This is a genomic window from Bacillus sp. MT94 (assembly GCF_058792475.1).
Window position 1 is genome coordinate 167,806 of record NZ_JBXAEZ010000007.1, and the last position, 16,103, is coordinate 183,908.

Sequence of the window (16,103 nt, forward strand, 5' to 3'; positions counted from 1 at the left end):
ATACGGCTTTCTCTTATTTTTGACTCGTACGAGCTGAAATGCTAATTGCTCTATCTGTTGCTTTGGCAGCTTCATCTAACGCTTCTTTACTATTCTTCCCGTCATACATTGCTTCTAATGCTTTTACAACTGCATCTCTTGATTCTGGGAATACACTAATTAAAGCACCTTGTGTTGCCGGAGTTTGCTTCGTCGCTTGCAGTTGATCTACTGTTACTTTCAACTGCGGATATTTTTCATATTGCTCTTTTACTAATGGCTCATTATATGCATCTGGATTAATTGAGAAATAACCTGTTGCAGTATGCCATTTTGCTTGTACGTCTGGCTTCGTTAAATATTTCATAAAGTCCCAAGCACCTTGTTGCGTTTCTTCTGAAACCATATTCGTCATCCATAATGATGCTCCACCAATAACAACACCATTTTGTTTCGAATCCTCTGGATACGGAATATATGAAACACCTACATTAAACTTAGATGCATCAATTAAATCACGAACACCTGCTGAAGAATCTAAATACATAGCAACTTGTCCAGACTGGAACGCGGCACGAATATCATCCCAACTTGCTCCATACTTTCCAAGTGCGCCAGCTTTATTTAAATCATCTAACATTCCAAATACTTTCTGTCCTTCTTTACCGTTAAATACCGCCTTCTTTGCAGCATCTTTACGGCCGTTTTCGTTATCTACATATAAAGCACCTTGTGTCGCTAACAATTCTTCAAAGAACCAACCGTAGTTAAGCATGGAGAATCCATATTGTTTTACATTTCCGCCTTCTTTAATCGTTAACTTTTTCGCTGCTTCTTGTAATTCCGCATATGTTTTCGGAGCTTTCTCTGGATCTAAGCCCGCCTTTGCAAAAGCATCTTTATTATAAATTAATACTGGTGTAGATGAATTAAATGGCATAGAATACATTTTTCCATCAACTGAATAATAATTTGTAATTGCTTTTTCTAATTTTGACGTATCGTACTTATCTTTTTTTATCCAGCTATCAATTGGTGTGATTTTTTTGCTATCAATCATATATTTCGTTGTAATTTCACTCGATTGAACAAGAGCTGGTGCTTCTTTCGTTGCAGACATCGTTCTAAATTTTGTTAAAGACTCTTCATATGTTCCTTGGAACTCTGCCTTTATCTCGTATTTATTTTGTGACTTATTATAGTCTGCAACAAGACCATCTAGTACCCCTTGTGTTTTTCCACCCATCGCATGCCAGAAGCGAATTACAGTTTTATCACCATTTTTTTCAACTGGTGCTACTTTTGCCTGCGCTTCAGGTTTTCCCTCTGTTTTACTATTTGAACAAGCGGCACTAGATAATGCCATTGTTGCTGCCATTAATAGGGCAGCACCTTTTTTTACTAAACTCATTTTAAGCTCACCTTCTCTTAGTTATTTAATTGCACCTTTTGTTAATCCTTGTTGTAATTGCTTTTGTCCTAAAAATAGTAAAATCAATGTTGGAATAACGATAACCGTAACACCGGCCATTACGCTTCCCCAATCAGTTGCAACTTCTTGAGACTGAAGCTGCTTTACACCGATTTGCACTGTTCTTACTTTTTCATCAGTGGTCACTAAAAGTGGCCATAAATACATATTCCATGTTGTTAAAAAGCTATATACTCCAAGCGTAATAAAACTCGTTTTACAATACGGTATTACAACGCTGAATAAAAATCTTATATTTCCAATCCCTTCAATAAAAGCAGCTTCTTTCAGTTCATTCGGGAGTGTCATAAAATGTTGGCGTAACAAGAAAATACCGAAAGCTGTTGCAAAAAACGGCACTGTCATCCCAGCGAAACTATTGATCCAGCCAAAGTTTTGAATCGTTAAAAAGTTAGGTACCATCGTTGCTTCCCACGGAATAAGCATCGTTGAAATAAACAGGAAGAAAATTAAGTTTCTCCCTTTAAATTGAAGAAAAACAAAAGCATACGCCGCTAAGCTTGATACGATAAGTTGTCCAATCATAACGACTGTCGATACAATTAAACTGTTATATAAGTATGTAAAAAGTGGTACTTTTTGAAAAATATTAATGAAATTATCAAAAGTAAATTGAGTTGGAAATAACCTTCTCATTTGAATATCGTCTGGTGTCATAAAGCTTATTAAAAACGCATACAGTACAGGAAAAAATACCATTACTGCACTAATTATGAGCAGCATGTATAATAGGAAATTTTGCTTCCACTGTTTAACAATCATTTATAATGCACCTTTCTCTCAGCAAACTTAAATTGAAGTAATGTAGCAATGAAAATGAAAACAAATAATACCATCGCTTGTGCACTTGCTGTTCCAAATTGATGATTCACAAACGCCTCTTTGTAAATCGAGTACACAATTAAATTCGTTGCATCATTTGGTCCACCGTGCGTTAAAATATCAATTTGTCCAAAGCTTTGGAACGCACTAATTAATGTTACTGTTACAATAAAGAATAAAGTTGGAGATAGCATCGGTAATGTAACACGGCGAAGCTTATATAAATAACTAGCACCATCTATAGATGCACTCTCATATAAAGACGTATCAATATTTTGTAAACCACCTAATATAACTAAAAATGCAAAACCTGTATTCACCCAAACTGTTGTAACTGATACAGAGAATAGTGCCCAGTCCGGACTCGTTAACCATGCGATTGCAGGAAGGTTCATAGAGGCTAATATATTATTAAATAATCCTACACTTGGATGAAATAAAAATAGCCAAATCACTGCACTAGCAGCTACTGATATTCCCATCGTCGAAGAAAACAGAACTCGGAATAACCCAATACCTCTTACCTTTCCATTTGCAATCAATGCAAGAAACAAAGCAAATATAATACTCGTAGGAACTGTATATAAAACAAATAATAAAGTTGATTTTATACTTTTGTAGAAGGCTGGATCAGAGAATAAATATTGATAATTTTCTAAGCCAACGAAGAGATTAGCTTCTCCATGTATATCGGTTAAATAAAAACTATAATAAATCGTCCTAAACAATGGATAGAACAGAAAAATCGAAAATAGCAAAATAGATGGCGCCAAAAACAATAATCCTATTCTTAAATCTTTCGTTCTCTCCCATAATTTTTTCTTTTTTGACACCTTTGTTTGAACTGGTAACTTACTTACTTCGATCATTATTTCGCCACCACTTTCAACTCTTCTTCAGCTACCACTTTTAAGCGTTCATTCGTGTTTTCGTTAAAGAAGCATAACTTTTCTTGCGAGAATAATAATTTTACTTTGTCACCTTTGTTCAGGAGTAACTGTCCGATAACTTTCGCACTCCAAGTTGTTCCATTTACCGCAAAGTTCAATATAGATTCATTCCCTAATACTTCTACAGATTGCAACGTCACTTCTTGTCCCTCCTCAGACAGTGCAATATGCTCAGGGCGCATGCCTATGCGAATTGTTCCTTCTGGTAATTGCTTTAACTGTCTAATAGATAATGGAATTTGCAATTTCCCTATATGTAATACACCTTTTTCTTTATCCACTTCTCCATCATTTATATTCATAGAAGGAGAACCTATAAAGCTTGCAACAAATTCGTTTGCTGGTTCGTTATATATGTCAAGTGGTGTTCCAACTTGCTGTATACTTCCTTTATTTAAAACCATGATACGATCTCCCATAGTCATCGCTTCTATTTGATCGTGGGTAACGTAAATCATCGTAATTCCTAATCGCTGCTGAATTTCTCTAATTTCAATTCTCATTTGCGCACGTAATTTCGCATCTAAATTCGAAAGTGGTTCATCCATTAAACAGATTGGTGCTTGACTCACGATCGCCCTAGCAAGCGCAACACGCTGTCTTTGTCCGCCTGATAATTGACCTGGTTTCATTTTCACATACTCTTTCAGTCCTACCATTTCAATAGCTTCCATTAGTCGCTTTTGTCGCTCTTCTTTTTGTACTTTTCTTACCTTAAGTCCAAATAAAATATTTTCTTCTACAGATAAGTGTGGATATAATGCATAATTTTGAAATACCATTGATAGATTACGGTCTTTCGGCTCTAGATCATTTGCAACACGTTCATTAATAATTAAATCTCCCGAAGAAATCTCTTCTAAGCCAGCGATCATTCGTAATAATGTGCTTTTCCCGCATCCCGAAGGCCCAACTAAAACAAAAAATTCGCCCTTCTTAATATGAACCGATACGCCTTTAACCGCTGTCTCTTCTGCATTTTTATATACCTTTGAAACATTTTTCAATTCAATCACAAAGTTGCACTCCTTTTTTCTTCATGTATCCATACTTCATAATGACTTGTTGAAATCGCACTTGCTCCTGCACGAATTGCAATTTCCGCATCTTCTCGCGTTTGAATCAACCCGCCTGCAATAATAGGAAACTCTATTTCCTCTACTAGCTGTTTAATTATAGAAGGCATAATCCCCGGCATAATCTCTACTGCATTTGGTTTAGTCGTTTTACAATTTTCAATTGATTTAGTAAGAGATAAAGTATCTACAATAAAAATACGTTGAATTGTTTTCAATCCAATTTTATTAGCATTTCGAATTGTCGAACCCTTTGTTGAAATAATACCTTGTGCCCCGATAACATCTTGAATATACAAAAGCGCTTCCTCTGTATTCGTATTTAAACCTTGTATAAAATCACAATGAAGAAATACATCATGTCCATGTTTCTGCAATTCATATACACGCTCTGGTAATTCCAGCATTGAACCAGTCATAAGAAAAACTGTTTTCGGCAATTTTTTGTATGCTTTGTATCCTTCCCAATCCTTTATCATCGCAATATAAGGTTCTTTAAACATTTATTCCACCTAACTGTTCTATTTTTATCCAAACTAAAAACACCTACTTACATAGAACGCCTTTCTCCTTATTTGAACTCTAGGGAATAGAGCACACCTAAGAAAGTGGCACATTATATGTAAGTGGGTGTTCTCAAATATTCTCTACCCTAGTTATTTTGTTACCTTTACTATATTACGCATTTATTAAGTCAGTTTTGATAGATTGTTAATTAGGTGTTAATCGAATGTTAATATTCACCACATCATTTTTTACATTAATCTAGATATTAAAATATAAATAAATAGAACGAAACAATACTTAAAATTCAATCAATATGTAAATTCATTCCATAGTTAATGATTTTTAGTTTGCTTGCCACTGCTTGCAAACTAAAGTTATCCCAAGCGGTACTATAAAGTGGAATGCGCCTTTTCTCTTGTATTGATATGGCCCAGGCTGTAACAACATCAGTACCATATCCGTTCCCTTGAAACTCCGCTAAAGTTTCCACACTTGCCTCAGCAGCTACGGGCGTACTTCTGGCACTGCAACAAACAGAAACTACTTTTTCATTTTTTACAATTGCCAAATAAGGTTGCCTCCTTATTTACTCCATATACAATCCATTCATAATCTATTTTTCATGTTCAAAATAAAAATCCCATTCAAATACACATTACTGAATCCATCATACTAACTGATTTCTTCATTCTGTCTATCTAAATGGGATTATTTTTCGTTTTTTACTCTACTGGTTGTTGTGGCTGTACTACTTCATTCGCTCCAGCTACCCTCAACATATTTACAATATCTTTAAAACCTCTTTTTTCAGCGTATTGCAGTGGCGTCAGATGTTCCTTGTTAGCCATGTTTACATCTGCACCGTGATCAATAAGCAATTGAATTACTTTCTTATGGTTTTCACTACCATTTCCTAATACAATTGCTTCTAATAGCGCTGTTCCACCACGTTCATTTTTATAATTCACATCAATATCTGTATGCTCTAATAATTCTTTAACAACCTCTACATGGCCACGTTCAGATGCAGAAATAAGTGCTGTCCCACCTGACCTAGTCGTTTCTTTCGTATTAACTCCTGCATTAATTAATACTTTTACAATATCCGTATATCCTTCTCTACTTGCATAAAGAAGTGGATTACTTTTTTTCTCATCTTTAATTTCAATATTAGCACCTGCACCAATTAATGCTTTAACTGTCTCTACATGATTTTGGTACGTCGCTGCAAGGACAGGCGTTTCTCCGTTGTCACCTTCTACGTTTATATTCGCTCCATCCTGAATCAACTTCATAGCTGTCTCTGTGTCTCCAAGAGTAGCTGAAAGTAACAACTGTTTGTCCATTAAATTTATACTTTTCTCTTCTTTAGATTCTTCCTGTTCTTTATGCTTCTCTTTTTTCTTTTCATTTTTCACATGAACCGGTTTCGATTCTGGTTCTTCTTGCTTATCGCAAGCCACTACCGTCATTAAAAGTCCTAATAAAATACATAATAAAATTTTTTGTTTTCTCACAACTACAGCTCCTATGAAAGATAATGTTTTCTTAACCATTCCTCCATCACATACAATAACTCTTCTTGAGTACATTTATCCATAAGCCCTTTAGATTCCTTCTTTAATCGGATTATCTTAAGCTTATACTATGTTTCTCAACCTATTGAAATGATACGCCTGATGGCCCCATCATTAACATTATGAAGCAATTAGTTTAGCACGTTTTTACCGCATTTGTATACATTTCTAAAAAGTACATAAATGATTGCTTTAGGTTACTATATTCCATTGTAACCGTTCTGCTAAAAATTTTACACCTTTTCTATATTTGCACCTGAGTAATAATAGAAAAAGACAACTACATAGTTGTCTTTTTCTATTAATGATGTCCACCATGATTTCCTGCTTTCGGTTTCCCCATCATCTCTTTATTCATTTCCCATTTATGCTCTGCTAGCTCTTTATACGAAAGAACTTTCCCCTTATAGTTAGATACAAAGCTCTCTGCATCTTTTTTATTTTTAAATGAAATGACATTATAAGCCATCGGTGTCGTTATTGTTTTATCATATACGTAAGTAGCGTCTTCTAACGAAATCCAATCTTTCGAATCATAATCTCGGACAAATTTCTCTTTCGTCTTTTCATCTGAGTTGATCTCCATCCATTTATACATACAACCGATATCATCAAACTTTAACGCTTTTCCATTTTCTAAAATAATTTCTGTTGCAAATTGATTATCTGTTACCCCAATTTGGCAAATATCACATTTATCATGTTTCTCATCAATGGCAACAGCTGCTGTTTCCTTTTTCCCACACCCGACTACTGTAAATACGAAACATAAACATATAGCAAGTACGACATATTTTACTTTCATCAATATTCCTCCCTAGAAACCGTATACTCCACGAAAAGAATACCAAAAGGTTGTGTGAGATTTGTGAAAAAACAATGTGCTTTTTGTAATATAGGAAACAAAAAAAGATGTGTAGTTATTTCTACACATCTCTCATCACTCACAACCTGTAATTAATAAATCATCTTCTAATTTAACTAATAATGTATCCGCACTAATTTCCTGTCCAACTTCTACATTTACCAATCTTATATTTCCACTAATCCCGACTGCAATTTTTTTTAGCTCACCGTCATTTTTTCGGATCATCAGTAATTTTTCCCATTCATATACGTAAGAAGATTCATTAATAAAAATCTCCTCTACTTTTCCTTCATAAGAGCTATAAATCTCTTCTATTCTCGTTTTCATATAACATCTACTCCCTATTTCACACTTCACTATTTTCATCTTATTCTACCATTCTTACGAGGAGTGGCTTACTTTTTAAAAATTCAAATTAACTACCGTGAACAAAATGAACAAAATAAAAATTATGCTTCTAATGATGTTATTTTTCAAATTATTTACCATTTGAATAGCTGCTTTTATTATAAATAAAAAACCTTTTTCTGAATTTTTATTCTATTTTGAAAGCGCAATCATTCTTTTGAGGGGGAAATTACATGTTAGCACTACTTGGATTTGCGATGGTATTTGTCTTTATGTTTTTAATTATGACGAAACGTATGTCAGCACTAGTAGCCTTAATATTAATTCCGAGTGTTTTTGCAGTAATTGGCGGATTCTATGCCAATATGGGGCCTATGATGTTAGAGGGGATTCAAAAATTAGCACCTACTGGTATTATGCTTATGTTCGCTATTTTATATTTTGGGATTATGATTGATAGCGGTTTATTTGATCCTGTCATTAGTAAGATTTTAAAATTTGTAAAAGGAGATCCTTTAAAAATCGTTGTCGGAACGGCTATATTGACTATTATCGTTTCTCTAGATGGTGATGGTACAACAACATACATGATTACAGTTTCCGCAATGTATCCACTATATAAGCGCCTTGGAATGAACCCCCTCATATTAGCTGGAGTTGTTATGTTAGGGGCGGGGGTAACAAATCTTACACCTTGGGGTGGACCCACAGCTCGTGTTATGAGCGCACTTGGACTTGAGGCTTCCGAATTATTTACACCTCTTATTCCAGGAATGATTGCTGGTGCAATTTGGGTTGTTTTCGTTGCCTACTATCTTGGAAAAAAAGAAAGAAAACGTTTAGGAATTATGGATGTACAGTATTTAAAACAAATGCAAACAATGGATGAGCAAGCTGCAACTGTTGAAGCTGCAGCGCATAAACGCCCTAAACTTCTATGGATTAACTTTTTATTAACCGCTGCATTACTTGTTTGTCTCATACTAGAAGTTATGCCGTTACCTGTTTTATTTACAGTCGCTTTTGCTATTGCTGTTATGATTAACTATCCAAACTTAGAGCAACAGAAAGAACGTATTGCTTCTCATGCAGGGAATGTATTAGCAGTTGTTTCTCTCGTATTTGCTGCCGGTATTTTCACTGGTATTTTATCTGGAACAAAAATGGTAGATGCAATGGCTAACAGTGTAGTAACTCTTATACCAGATGCACTTGGACCACAACTACCAATTATTACAGCACTTCTCAGTATGCCATTCACATTTTTCATGTCTAATGATGCATTTTACTTCGGGGTATTACCTATTTTGACGAAAGCTGCTGCTACTTACGGAATTAGTGCAGCTGAAATGGGACGCGCTTCCTTACTTGGGCAACCCGTTCACTTATTAAGTCCTCTTGTCGCTTCCACTTATTTATTGGTCGGAATGGCCAAAGTTGATTTCGGTGAACATCAACGCTTCACTTTATTGTGGGCCGTTGGAACGACAATGGTTATGTTAATTACCGGAATTGTAATTGGGATTATTCCAATATAAGATGCAAAAAAACAGTAGAAGAAATAAAATCCTCTACTGTTTTTTATTATGAAGAAGCAAGAAAATACCGTCTCTCCGGTCTCCCAACACTTCCATATATTAGCTCTGCGTGGACTTTCTTCCCAGATATCAAATACTCTAAATAGCGCCTTGCCGTTGATCGGCTTACTCCAATCATTGAGCTTAACATTTCTGCTGTAATCCCTTCTTCATTAACTGTTAACATATGCTTTTTTACTTTCGCTAAAGTATAAGGATCTATCCCTTTCGGGGCATATTCTATTTGATCTCCCTTCACGCCTCTTTGAGACCATAAATATTCAATTTGTTCCGTAGATAATTGATTGTTCTTCTTTAACTGTATAATCTTTTTTTGATAGCCTTCTAGACTTGCTTTAAATCGATCAAACATTAGTGGCTTTACGATATAATCTGTTACTCCGCCCCGTAGGGCGTGCCTCACTACATCTGTTTCCGATGCCGCTGTAATCATAATAATATCTGTATCGTGCAAATGATTCCTAATATATGTGACAAGTTCCGTTCCTTGCATATCAGGTAAGTACACATCTAATAACACGAGCTGTGGCTTCACAAGCTCTAGCCATTCTTTCGCTTGTTCTCCAGTCGTTGCCGTTCCAATTACTTTAAATCCCTCAATTTTTTCAGTAAAACGACGATGAATGTCAGCAATCCGAATATCATCTTCTACAATTAATACTTCAATCTCCTCACCCATTACTATTCGCCTCTCTCTTTCGGTAGTGCAATAATAAATAACGCACCACCTAAATCCCCTTTTTCAATCGCAATACTTCCATTTAAATCTTCTACTAACTCTTTCACTTTTGCTAATCCATACCCTCGCTCTCCTCCTTCTTTCGTCGAAAAGCCTTTATAGAATATGCTAGTAATTATTTCATCATGAATCCCTTGCCCTGAATCTTCCACTTCAATTAATATTTCTTCTCCAATATCAGTTACAAACATCCTTACTTTCTTATCATTCTCTTCATTTTTTTCAATTGCTTCAAATGCATTCGTAATTAAATTCCCTAAAATAGAAACGACATAATTACTCTCAATATGTGGACTTAATTTGTCTAAACCACTTTCTCTATCTAGCATAAAATCAATCTTCAACTCTCGTGCTCTATTATAAAATCCAATTAAAATTCCACCTAGCCATGGATTTTGAATCCGCTTCATAATAAATTGAACAAAATCTTGATATACCGCTGTTTCCTTATGAATAAGCTCTAAAGCATCTTCGTATGATTCTAATTGGATAAGACCTGAAAGCGTATACAATAAATTGTTATATTCGTGCGTTTGCGCTCGTAATGCCTCTGTATATTGCTTCGTCTGAGATAATTCTGCTGTTAACTGATCCATTTCAGATTTCAAACGTAAGCTCGATACAACGCCAGTTACTTTATTCTTTACTTTAATAGGTAGACGGTTCGCAATAACAGCCTGTCCTTTTATATTTAATTGACGATCAAACTGTTCTTCACCAGTTTGAAGTACATCTAGTATCGTTGAATTAGGAATTACATTTAAAATAAATTCCCCAATAATATTTTGTTGCTTATCTAGCGAAAGAATATCATAAGCTGCTTGATTGACTAAACTAATCATGCCATTTTTATCGATTACAATAATCCCTTCACGTACAGATTGAATCACTGTACTATGCTCTTCATATAAAGATGAAATTTCTTCTGGTTCCATCCCGAACATCATTCTTTTTATACTTGCCGCTAAATATATAGAGCCGATTATTCCAATTAAAAGACCTATTATTGTAATCCAAAATACACGCTTTCCATACACTTCTACCGCTCCATGAATATCAGCCATTGAAAACCCAACAGACACCACACCAATAATTTCATTTTCCTGGTTACGGACTGGGACTTTCCCACGCAACGAAGGGCCTAATGATCCATTAGCTTTAGAAACATAAGATTTCCCTTCTAATAAAACGCCTTTATTATCTCCGCCAACCATTTTTTCTCCTATTTTATCTCGCTCAGGATGCGCATAACGAATCCCCTCTTTGTTTCCAACTACAATAAAGTCAGCCTCTGTATCAATTCGAATTTTTTCTGCGATTGGCTGAATAATAGAAGCTGGATTTTCTTTTTGAAAAGCTTCCTGAATTTCTGGTATCGCGGCAACTGTTTTCGCAACATGCAAAGCCCGTTTACCAATTTGCTCTTCTACCGTTTCAGATAATATGTAATAAAATAAATAACTCGTTAGCATAAGTACAACTAAAATAAGTGTACTAATAGTTAATGTAATTCTCGGTTGGAGTTTTAATTTTTTAAATTTCAAAACCATTCCCCTAACATGATTAAAGATAGAATTTAAAGAAAATACAGTTTTTTATTATCATAACACGGTTACTATATATTTCTTTCTTTTTTATCTTCATAAAAAAAGAAACGAAGCATAAGTACTACTTCGTTTCTTAACAGTTTATTATTATATTTTAAACTTACCAATCATCTCTTGTAATTCTTCTGCCATTTGTGATAAATGGACTGCTGCTGCATTTATTTCATCTACTGAAGCTAATTGTTCCTCAGAGGAACCAGCAATATTTTGAACACTTGCGGCATTTTCTTCAATCGTAGCTGCAATTTCATTAATAGATGCACTTACTTGTTTTGCATCTACCGTCATTTGTTTTGCTACATCTACCATGCTATCAATTTGTACAACTGTATCATTTGTAGACTTCAATATTTCGACAAAGCTTTGCTTCGTTTCATTTGCAACTACAAGTCCTGATTGTACTTCTGCTCCAACTTGATTCATAGAGCTTACTGTTTCTTTTATATCAAATTGAATCTCTTTCACTAGTTTCCCAATTTCCGTAGAAGACTGTCCTGATTGTTCCGCTAGCTTTCGCACTTCATCTGCTACAATTGCAAATCCTCTACCTTGCTCTCCAGCTCTCGCAGCCTCAATTGCCGCATTTAACGCTAATAAATTTGTCTGTTCTGCAATATGTTGAATTACTTCAAGGATTGCTCCAATTTGTTTCGACTTATCGTCTAACAAACCAATGATTTTGTCTGACTGTGAAACAGACTCATGAATTAATTGCATTTGATTCACAGTTTGTTCAACTAACTTCCCACCATTTTCAGCTTTTTTCTTCGTATACATAGAGGCTGTAGATACTAATGAAGAACTATCTGCAACACGCTGAATTCCTTCTGTAACTTCTTCTAACAATGTTGCTCCTTCTTCAACTTCTTTCGTTTGTATTTCTGCACCACTTGATACTTGCTCTATAGCCTGTGTAATTTGTTCCGTTGCTTCGCTTGTCTGCTTCATACTAGCTGTTAATTCTTCTGAAGATGCCGCTACATGACTTGCTGAAGTGTTTATATTAGAAATGACACTTTGTAACGATGCAGCCATCTCGTTAAAACTTTCTCCTAGCTGTCCAATTTCATCTTTAGAATGAACTGTAATTGATTCTGTTAAATCACCTTCACTAATCTTCTTCGATGATATGACAAGTTGTTTTAACGGTTTAATAATAGACGCAATTATGAAGTAAATTACAATCCCACCGATTATTAGTGAAATTCCAAGAACAGTTATTGTTTTATAGAAAATAGGTTCAGCCGCTTCGATAATTTCTTTGGAAGGCATAATTCCTGCTATTTTCCATCCAGTTTTCTTATTCGTTTTAAAAGTGATATTGCGATCTTCACCATCTAATGAATAATGAAAATCCCCAGCTTCCTGTTTATACAATTCTTTACTAAGTTTCTCTTCTAATTTCTCTCCTGGCTTCATTTTCGGGTGCGCTACTACATTTTTATCTTGATCAAATATCGCTACATATCCTTCCTTACCGATATTAACCATCTTAGAAGTAGTAACGATATCATTAATGATTAAGTCAATCCCAAGAACTCCACTTTTATCCTCGTTTTGTTTTGCTAGTGTAATAACAATATTTCCTGTCGTTTTTGACTTATATGGAGCAGTTACAATTACTTCTCCGCTTTTCTTCACTGCCTCTTTATACCAATCTCTTTCTGTAGGATTATATCCATCTGGCATCTGAATAGCTGGTGATTGAATGAACTGTCCATTACTAGATCCTGTATAGATTGCTTCCATTTCTGGATGCAGTTTATTGTATTCTTCTAGTTTATTTTGTATGTTTTGAATTTGATCTGCTTGGTAACTTGATTGTGTAAATAATTTCGTAAAATAAGTTGCATCTATTTTTTTACTATCCAATTCCTTATTAATTACATTATCCAAAATTTTTATATTATCTTTCGCCGAGTTTAAAATTGTTTCATTAAAATTCGTCTTCGCCTGTTGATAAGACGTCCAACCAATTACAATACTTGGAAGAATTAAAATAATAATAAATGATACAAGTAACTTTGTTTTTAAACTACTACTCCTTAATTTCCTTTGAAACATACTTCTACCCCTCCATACCGTTTTAAATGTAATTAATTAACATTTAATCTTTCTATAAAAATAATACGATTTAAATGTATCAATGAGACTCTCTATCTTTTTATACATCTAAAGAATTGATACATATCTTTTTCATTCTATATAAATTAAATAATTAAAACAATGTATAAAAATGTATATTATTCGAAATATTATAATTCATAGGAGAACCTCTAGTATTTCACTTACTAGAGGTTCTTTTCACCTTACTATTCTTTATCTACTTCTTTTTTCTCATCTTCTACTACAGATACAACAGGTTTATCGCTTGATAATTGTTGTACCGCTCCTTTTCCTGCAAATCCTTCTAATAGCTCTTTTAAGTCAATGCCAGAAGAAGCTTTTAACGTTTCTTGCATCGTTGCCATTAAATCAGTCGCATAACCCGCAACTTTTCCGGCCCCGCTATTTTTACCACCGCCGCCTGTATCGACAACTGTGATTTTATCAATATTACTAAGCGGACTTGCAAGTTCCTTCGCATAACTTGGAAGCATTTTAAGAACCATATCCATAATTGCCGCTTGACCATATAATTCAAATGCTTCTGCGATTTTTTGTTTCGCTTCTGCTTCTGCTAAACCTTTTAATCTAATAACATCTGCCTCTGCTGTACCTTGCGCTTTTTGTACTTCCGCTTTCGCTTGACCTTGTGCTTTTTCAATTTCCGCCTTCGCTAAACCTTCTACACGTACTTCTTCTGCACGTGCTCTCGCTTCTGCTTCAATCTTATATTGATCCGCATCGGCTTTTTTAATTTGTTTTACTTTTTCTGCTTCCGCTGATTGCTCAACAGCATAGCGATCTGCATCGGCTTTTTTCTTAACTTCTGCATCATATTGCTTTTCACGACGCGCAATTTCTTTTTCTTCTAACTCAATTTGCTTTTCACGCTCAATGATTTTAACGCGCATTTGCTCTTCTGTAACACCTTGTTGTGCTTTCGCTTGTTGTAATTCGTAAGAAAGATCCGCATCTGCACGCGCTTGTTCTTGTTCTCTCTTATAAGACTGTACTTTTAATTCTTTATGTTTTTCAGCTTCAGCGATTTGTGCATCACGTTGATATTCTGCTTCTTTTGCCTCTTTTTCAGCACGTGCTTTTTCAATACGTGCTTCTTTTTCACGCTCTGCGTTCGCAATTGTTGCATCACGCTTAACGGTCGCAATTTGCGGCTGACCAAGCGCATCTAAATATCCGTTTTTATCCATTATTTCTTTAATTGTGAAAGAAACAATGCGAAGTCCCATCTTCTTTAAATCTGTAGAAGCTACTTCATGTACCTTTTGAGCAAATTGCTCTCTATTACTATACGCATCTTCTACTGTCATAGAAGATAAGATAGCACGGAGATGCCCTTCTAAAACTTCTTTTGCTTCTATTTTTAACTCTTCTGTTTCTTTTCCTAAATATTGTTCAGCTGCTGTGGAAACTTCTTCAATTGTTGATCCCACTTTAATAATAGAAACACCGTTTACTGTGATCGGTACACCTTGTTTCGTATACGTATCACGTGTACCAACTTCTAATTTATAGTTTAATAAGCTTAAAGGCTCTGCTCTTTGCATAATTGGAACTACGAAAGTACCGCCCCCGCGAATAATCTTAATCTTCTTTCCATCATCAGTGGTAACTACATTCTTTCCTCCACCAAGCCAGTTCCCTGTAACAATTAACGCTTCATCCGGACCAACCGTACGATACTTCGTAATAAATACTAAAATGAGTAGAATTAAAATTGCGAGTAAAACTCCACCGATAATTAATGGAATCGTCATGTAAATTCCCCCTTATAATTTTGGTTTCTTTAAAGAATAAGCGATGTTTTGTACAAGTAAAACACCATCTTGGACTCCCTCGATAATAACCTCTGTTCCTTGCGAAATATCTTTTTTTCCAACAGTTTTAGCTGGGATTGCATTACTTCCAAATTGGGATGAAATTAATACTTCACCAAATCCTTCTGTAGGAATTGTCGTAATGACTTCTCCTTTGCAACCGATAAATTCATCCATACGTTGCATCGTATTTTGTTCTGCTTCTGCAATCGGTTTTAAAATTAGTATTTTCATGATGAAAACACCGATAAAAGATATAGCAAATGCAGCCCCGAAAATAGTAATACTATTAAAGGAGAATAAGTACTCTCCTATATAACTAAGCCCACATAACATGGCGAAAAAACTAAGTAATAAAGTAACAACGGATACAGATCCGCCCCCAAAACTAAATATCGATTCAAATATATCTCCAAAAAAGATATAAATAACAGTGAGTATAGTAGCAATAATAAATCCATATAAATAAATTGTTTCAAGTGGATAACCAAACAAAGCCATTTCTTATCCCCCTCTCTTAAACAATCCTTTTTTGTTATGTGTATGCCCCACCTCTTTCAAAGATCATTGTTCTTAATTTTCAGTTATTTACCTTTTAA

At 34.9% G+C, this 16,103-nt stretch carries 14 protein-coding genes and 2 pseudogenes; 1 reads left to right on the forward strand and 15 read right to left on the reverse strand.

All coding sequences use genetic code 11. The annotated features are described in order from the left end of the window. Positions 1-13: 13 nt before the first annotated feature. The 9 genes and pseudogenes from AC1Q51_RS23185 to AC1Q51_RS23225 form a co-directional block, all read right to left on the reverse strand. A complete protein-coding gene (locus AC1Q51_RS23185; protein ID WP_000060580.1) occupies positions 14-1,390 on the reverse strand; it encodes an ABC transporter substrate-binding protein in 1,377 nt (458 codons plus the stop codon). Between the two features lie 21 nt (positions 1,391-1,411). Continuing rightward, positions 1,412-2,233: a carbohydrate ABC transporter permease gene (locus AC1Q51_RS23190; protein WP_000635946.1), complete on the reverse strand. Its 822-nt coding sequence runs from the start codon at positions 2,231-2,233 to the stop codon at positions 1,412-1,414. After that, on the reverse strand, positions 2,230-3,162 hold the full coding sequence (locus AC1Q51_RS23195) for a carbohydrate ABC transporter permease (protein WP_000573796.1): 933 nt from the start codon (positions 3,160-3,162) through the stop codon (positions 2,230-2,232). The genes AC1Q51_RS23190 and AC1Q51_RS23195 overlap by 4 nt, the downstream gene beginning before the upstream one ends. Next, the gene (locus AC1Q51_RS23200; RefSeq protein ID WP_000571384.1) at positions 3,162-4,259 is read right to left on the reverse strand and encodes an ABC transporter ATP-binding protein; all 1,098 of its coding nucleotides are present in this window, start codon (positions 4,257-4,259) and stop codon (positions 3,162-3,164) included. The genes AC1Q51_RS23195 and AC1Q51_RS23200 overlap by 1 nt, the downstream gene beginning before the upstream one ends. Beyond that, positions 4,256-4,822, reverse strand: coding sequence for a glycerol-3-phosphate responsive antiterminator (locus AC1Q51_RS23205; protein WP_090978368.1), 567 nt, complete (start codon positions 4,820-4,822; stop codon positions 4,256-4,258). Before AC1Q51_RS23205 ends, AC1Q51_RS23200 begins: the two co-directional genes overlap by 4 nt. A 308-nt stretch (positions 4,823-5,130) precedes the next feature. Beyond that, a pseudogene (locus AC1Q51_RS23210) lies at positions 5,131-5,406 on the reverse strand (GNAT family N-acetyltransferase); the annotation flags it as partial. A 142-nt stretch (positions 5,407-5,548) separates the two neighbouring features. Continuing rightward, positions 5,549-6,418 carry an ankyrin repeat domain-containing protein gene (locus AC1Q51_RS23215; RefSeq protein ID WP_000287336.1) on the reverse strand — a complete coding sequence of 290 codons (870 nt, stop codon included), beginning with the start codon at positions 6,416-6,418 and terminating at the stop codon, positions 5,549-5,551. A 286-nt stretch (positions 6,419-6,704) separates the two neighbouring features. After that, a complete protein-coding gene (locus tag AC1Q51_RS23220; RefSeq protein ID WP_000865665.1) occupies positions 6,705-7,208 on the reverse strand; it encodes a nitrous oxide reductase accessory protein NosL in 504 nt (167 codons plus the stop codon). Between the two features lie 135 nt (positions 7,209-7,343). After that, positions 7,344-7,598 (reverse strand): hypothetical protein, encoded by a 255-nt coding sequence (locus tag AC1Q51_RS23225; RefSeq protein WP_000857376.1) that lies wholly within the window; start codon positions 7,596-7,598, stop codon positions 7,344-7,346. Between the two features lie 254 nt (positions 7,599-7,852). Between AC1Q51_RS23225 and AC1Q51_RS23230 the strand changes: the two genes are divergently transcribed. Continuing rightward, positions 7,853-9,157, forward strand: coding sequence for a CitMHS family transporter (locus tag AC1Q51_RS23230; RefSeq protein WP_053565293.1), 1,305 nt, complete (start codon positions 7,853-7,855; stop codon positions 9,155-9,157). Between the two features lie 46 nt (positions 9,158-9,203). On the opposite strand, the gene AC1Q51_RS23235 is transcribed toward AC1Q51_RS23230, so the two are convergent. From AC1Q51_RS23235 to AC1Q51_RS23260, 6 genes and pseudogenes are all read right to left on the reverse strand, one after another. Beyond that, on the reverse strand, positions 9,204-9,896 hold the full coding sequence (locus tag AC1Q51_RS23235) for a response regulator (RefSeq protein ID WP_000503468.1): 693 nt from the start codon (positions 9,894-9,896) through the stop codon (positions 9,204-9,206). A 2-nt stretch (positions 9,897-9,898) separates the two neighbouring features. Then, positions 9,899-11,506: an ATP-binding protein gene (locus AC1Q51_RS23240; protein ID WP_003269387.1), complete on the reverse strand. Its 1,608-nt coding sequence runs from the start codon at positions 11,504-11,506 to the stop codon at positions 9,899-9,901. A 144-nt stretch (positions 11,507-11,650) separates the two neighbouring features. Continuing rightward, positions 11,651-12,598, reverse strand: coding sequence for a methyl-accepting chemotaxis protein (locus AC1Q51_RS23245; protein WP_372584488.1), 948 nt, complete (start codon positions 12,596-12,598; stop codon positions 11,651-11,653). Then, positions 12,593-13,627 (reverse strand): annotated as a pseudogene (locus AC1Q51_RS23250) (HAMP domain-containing protein); the annotation flags it as partial. The gene AC1Q51_RS23245 and the pseudogene AC1Q51_RS23250, both read right to left, overlap by 6 nt. A gap of 248 nt (positions 13,628-13,875) precedes the next feature. Continuing rightward, entirely contained in the window at positions 13,876-15,444 is a 1,569-nt protein-coding gene (gene floT, locus AC1Q51_RS23255) for a flotillin lipid rafts scaffold protein FloT (protein ID WP_000154998.1), read from the reverse strand. A gap of 12 nt (positions 15,445-15,456) precedes the next feature. Beyond that, a complete protein-coding gene (locus tag AC1Q51_RS23260) occupies positions 15,457-16,005 on the reverse strand; it encodes an NfeD family protein (protein ID WP_001173146.1) in 549 nt (182 codons plus the stop codon). Positions 16,006-16,103: the final 98 nt, after the last annotated feature.

Bases quoted from the DNA above. Each gene is read 5' to 3' on its own strand.
- floT (WP_000154998.1), bottom strand. From the start codon at position 15,444: ATGACGATTCCATTAATTATCGGTGGAGTTTTACTCGCAATTTTAATT.
- AC1Q51_RS23220 (WP_000865665.1), bottom strand. From the start codon at position 7,208: ATGAAAGTAAAATATGTCGTACTTGCTATATGTTTATGTTTCGTATTT.
- AC1Q51_RS23245 (WP_372584488.1), bottom strand. From the start codon at position 12,598: ATGGCTGCATCGTTACAAAGTGTCATTTCTAATATAAACACTTCAGCA.
- AC1Q51_RS23190 (WP_000635946.1), bottom strand. From the start codon at position 2,233: ATGATTGTTAAACAGTGGAAGCAAAATTTCCTATTATACATGCTGCTC.
- AC1Q51_RS23185 (WP_000060580.1), bottom strand. From the start codon at position 1,390: ATGAGTTTAGTAAAAAAAGGTGCTGCCCTATTAATGGCAGCAACAATG.
- AC1Q51_RS23205 (WP_090978368.1), bottom strand. From the start codon at position 4,822: ATGTTTAAAGAACCTTATATTGCGATGATAAAGGATTGGGAAGGATAC.
- AC1Q51_RS23225 (WP_000857376.1), bottom strand. From the start codon at position 7,598: ATGAAAACGAGAATAGAAGAGATTTATAGCTCTTATGAAGGAAAAGTA.
- AC1Q51_RS23260 (WP_001173146.1), bottom strand. From the start codon at position 16,005: ATGGCTTTGTTTGGTTATCCACTTGAAACAATTTATTTATATGGATTT.
- AC1Q51_RS23215 (WP_000287336.1), bottom strand. From the start codon at position 6,418: ATGTACTCAAGAAGAGTTATTGTATGTGATGGAGGAATGGTTAAGAAA.
- AC1Q51_RS23230 (WP_053565293.1), top strand. From the start codon at position 7,853: ATGTTAGCACTACTTGGATTTGCGATGGTATTTGTCTTTATGTTTTTA.
- AC1Q51_RS23195 (WP_000573796.1), bottom strand. From the start codon at position 3,162: ATGATCGAAGTAAGTAAGTTACCAGTTCAAACAAAGGTGTCAAAAAAG.
- AC1Q51_RS23240 (WP_003269387.1), bottom strand. From the start codon at position 11,506: ATGGTTTTGAAATTTAAAAAATTAAAACTCCAACCGAGAATTACATTA.
- AC1Q51_RS23235 (WP_000503468.1), bottom strand. From the start codon at position 9,896: ATGGGTGAGGAGATTGAAGTATTAATTGTAGAAGATGATATTCGGATT.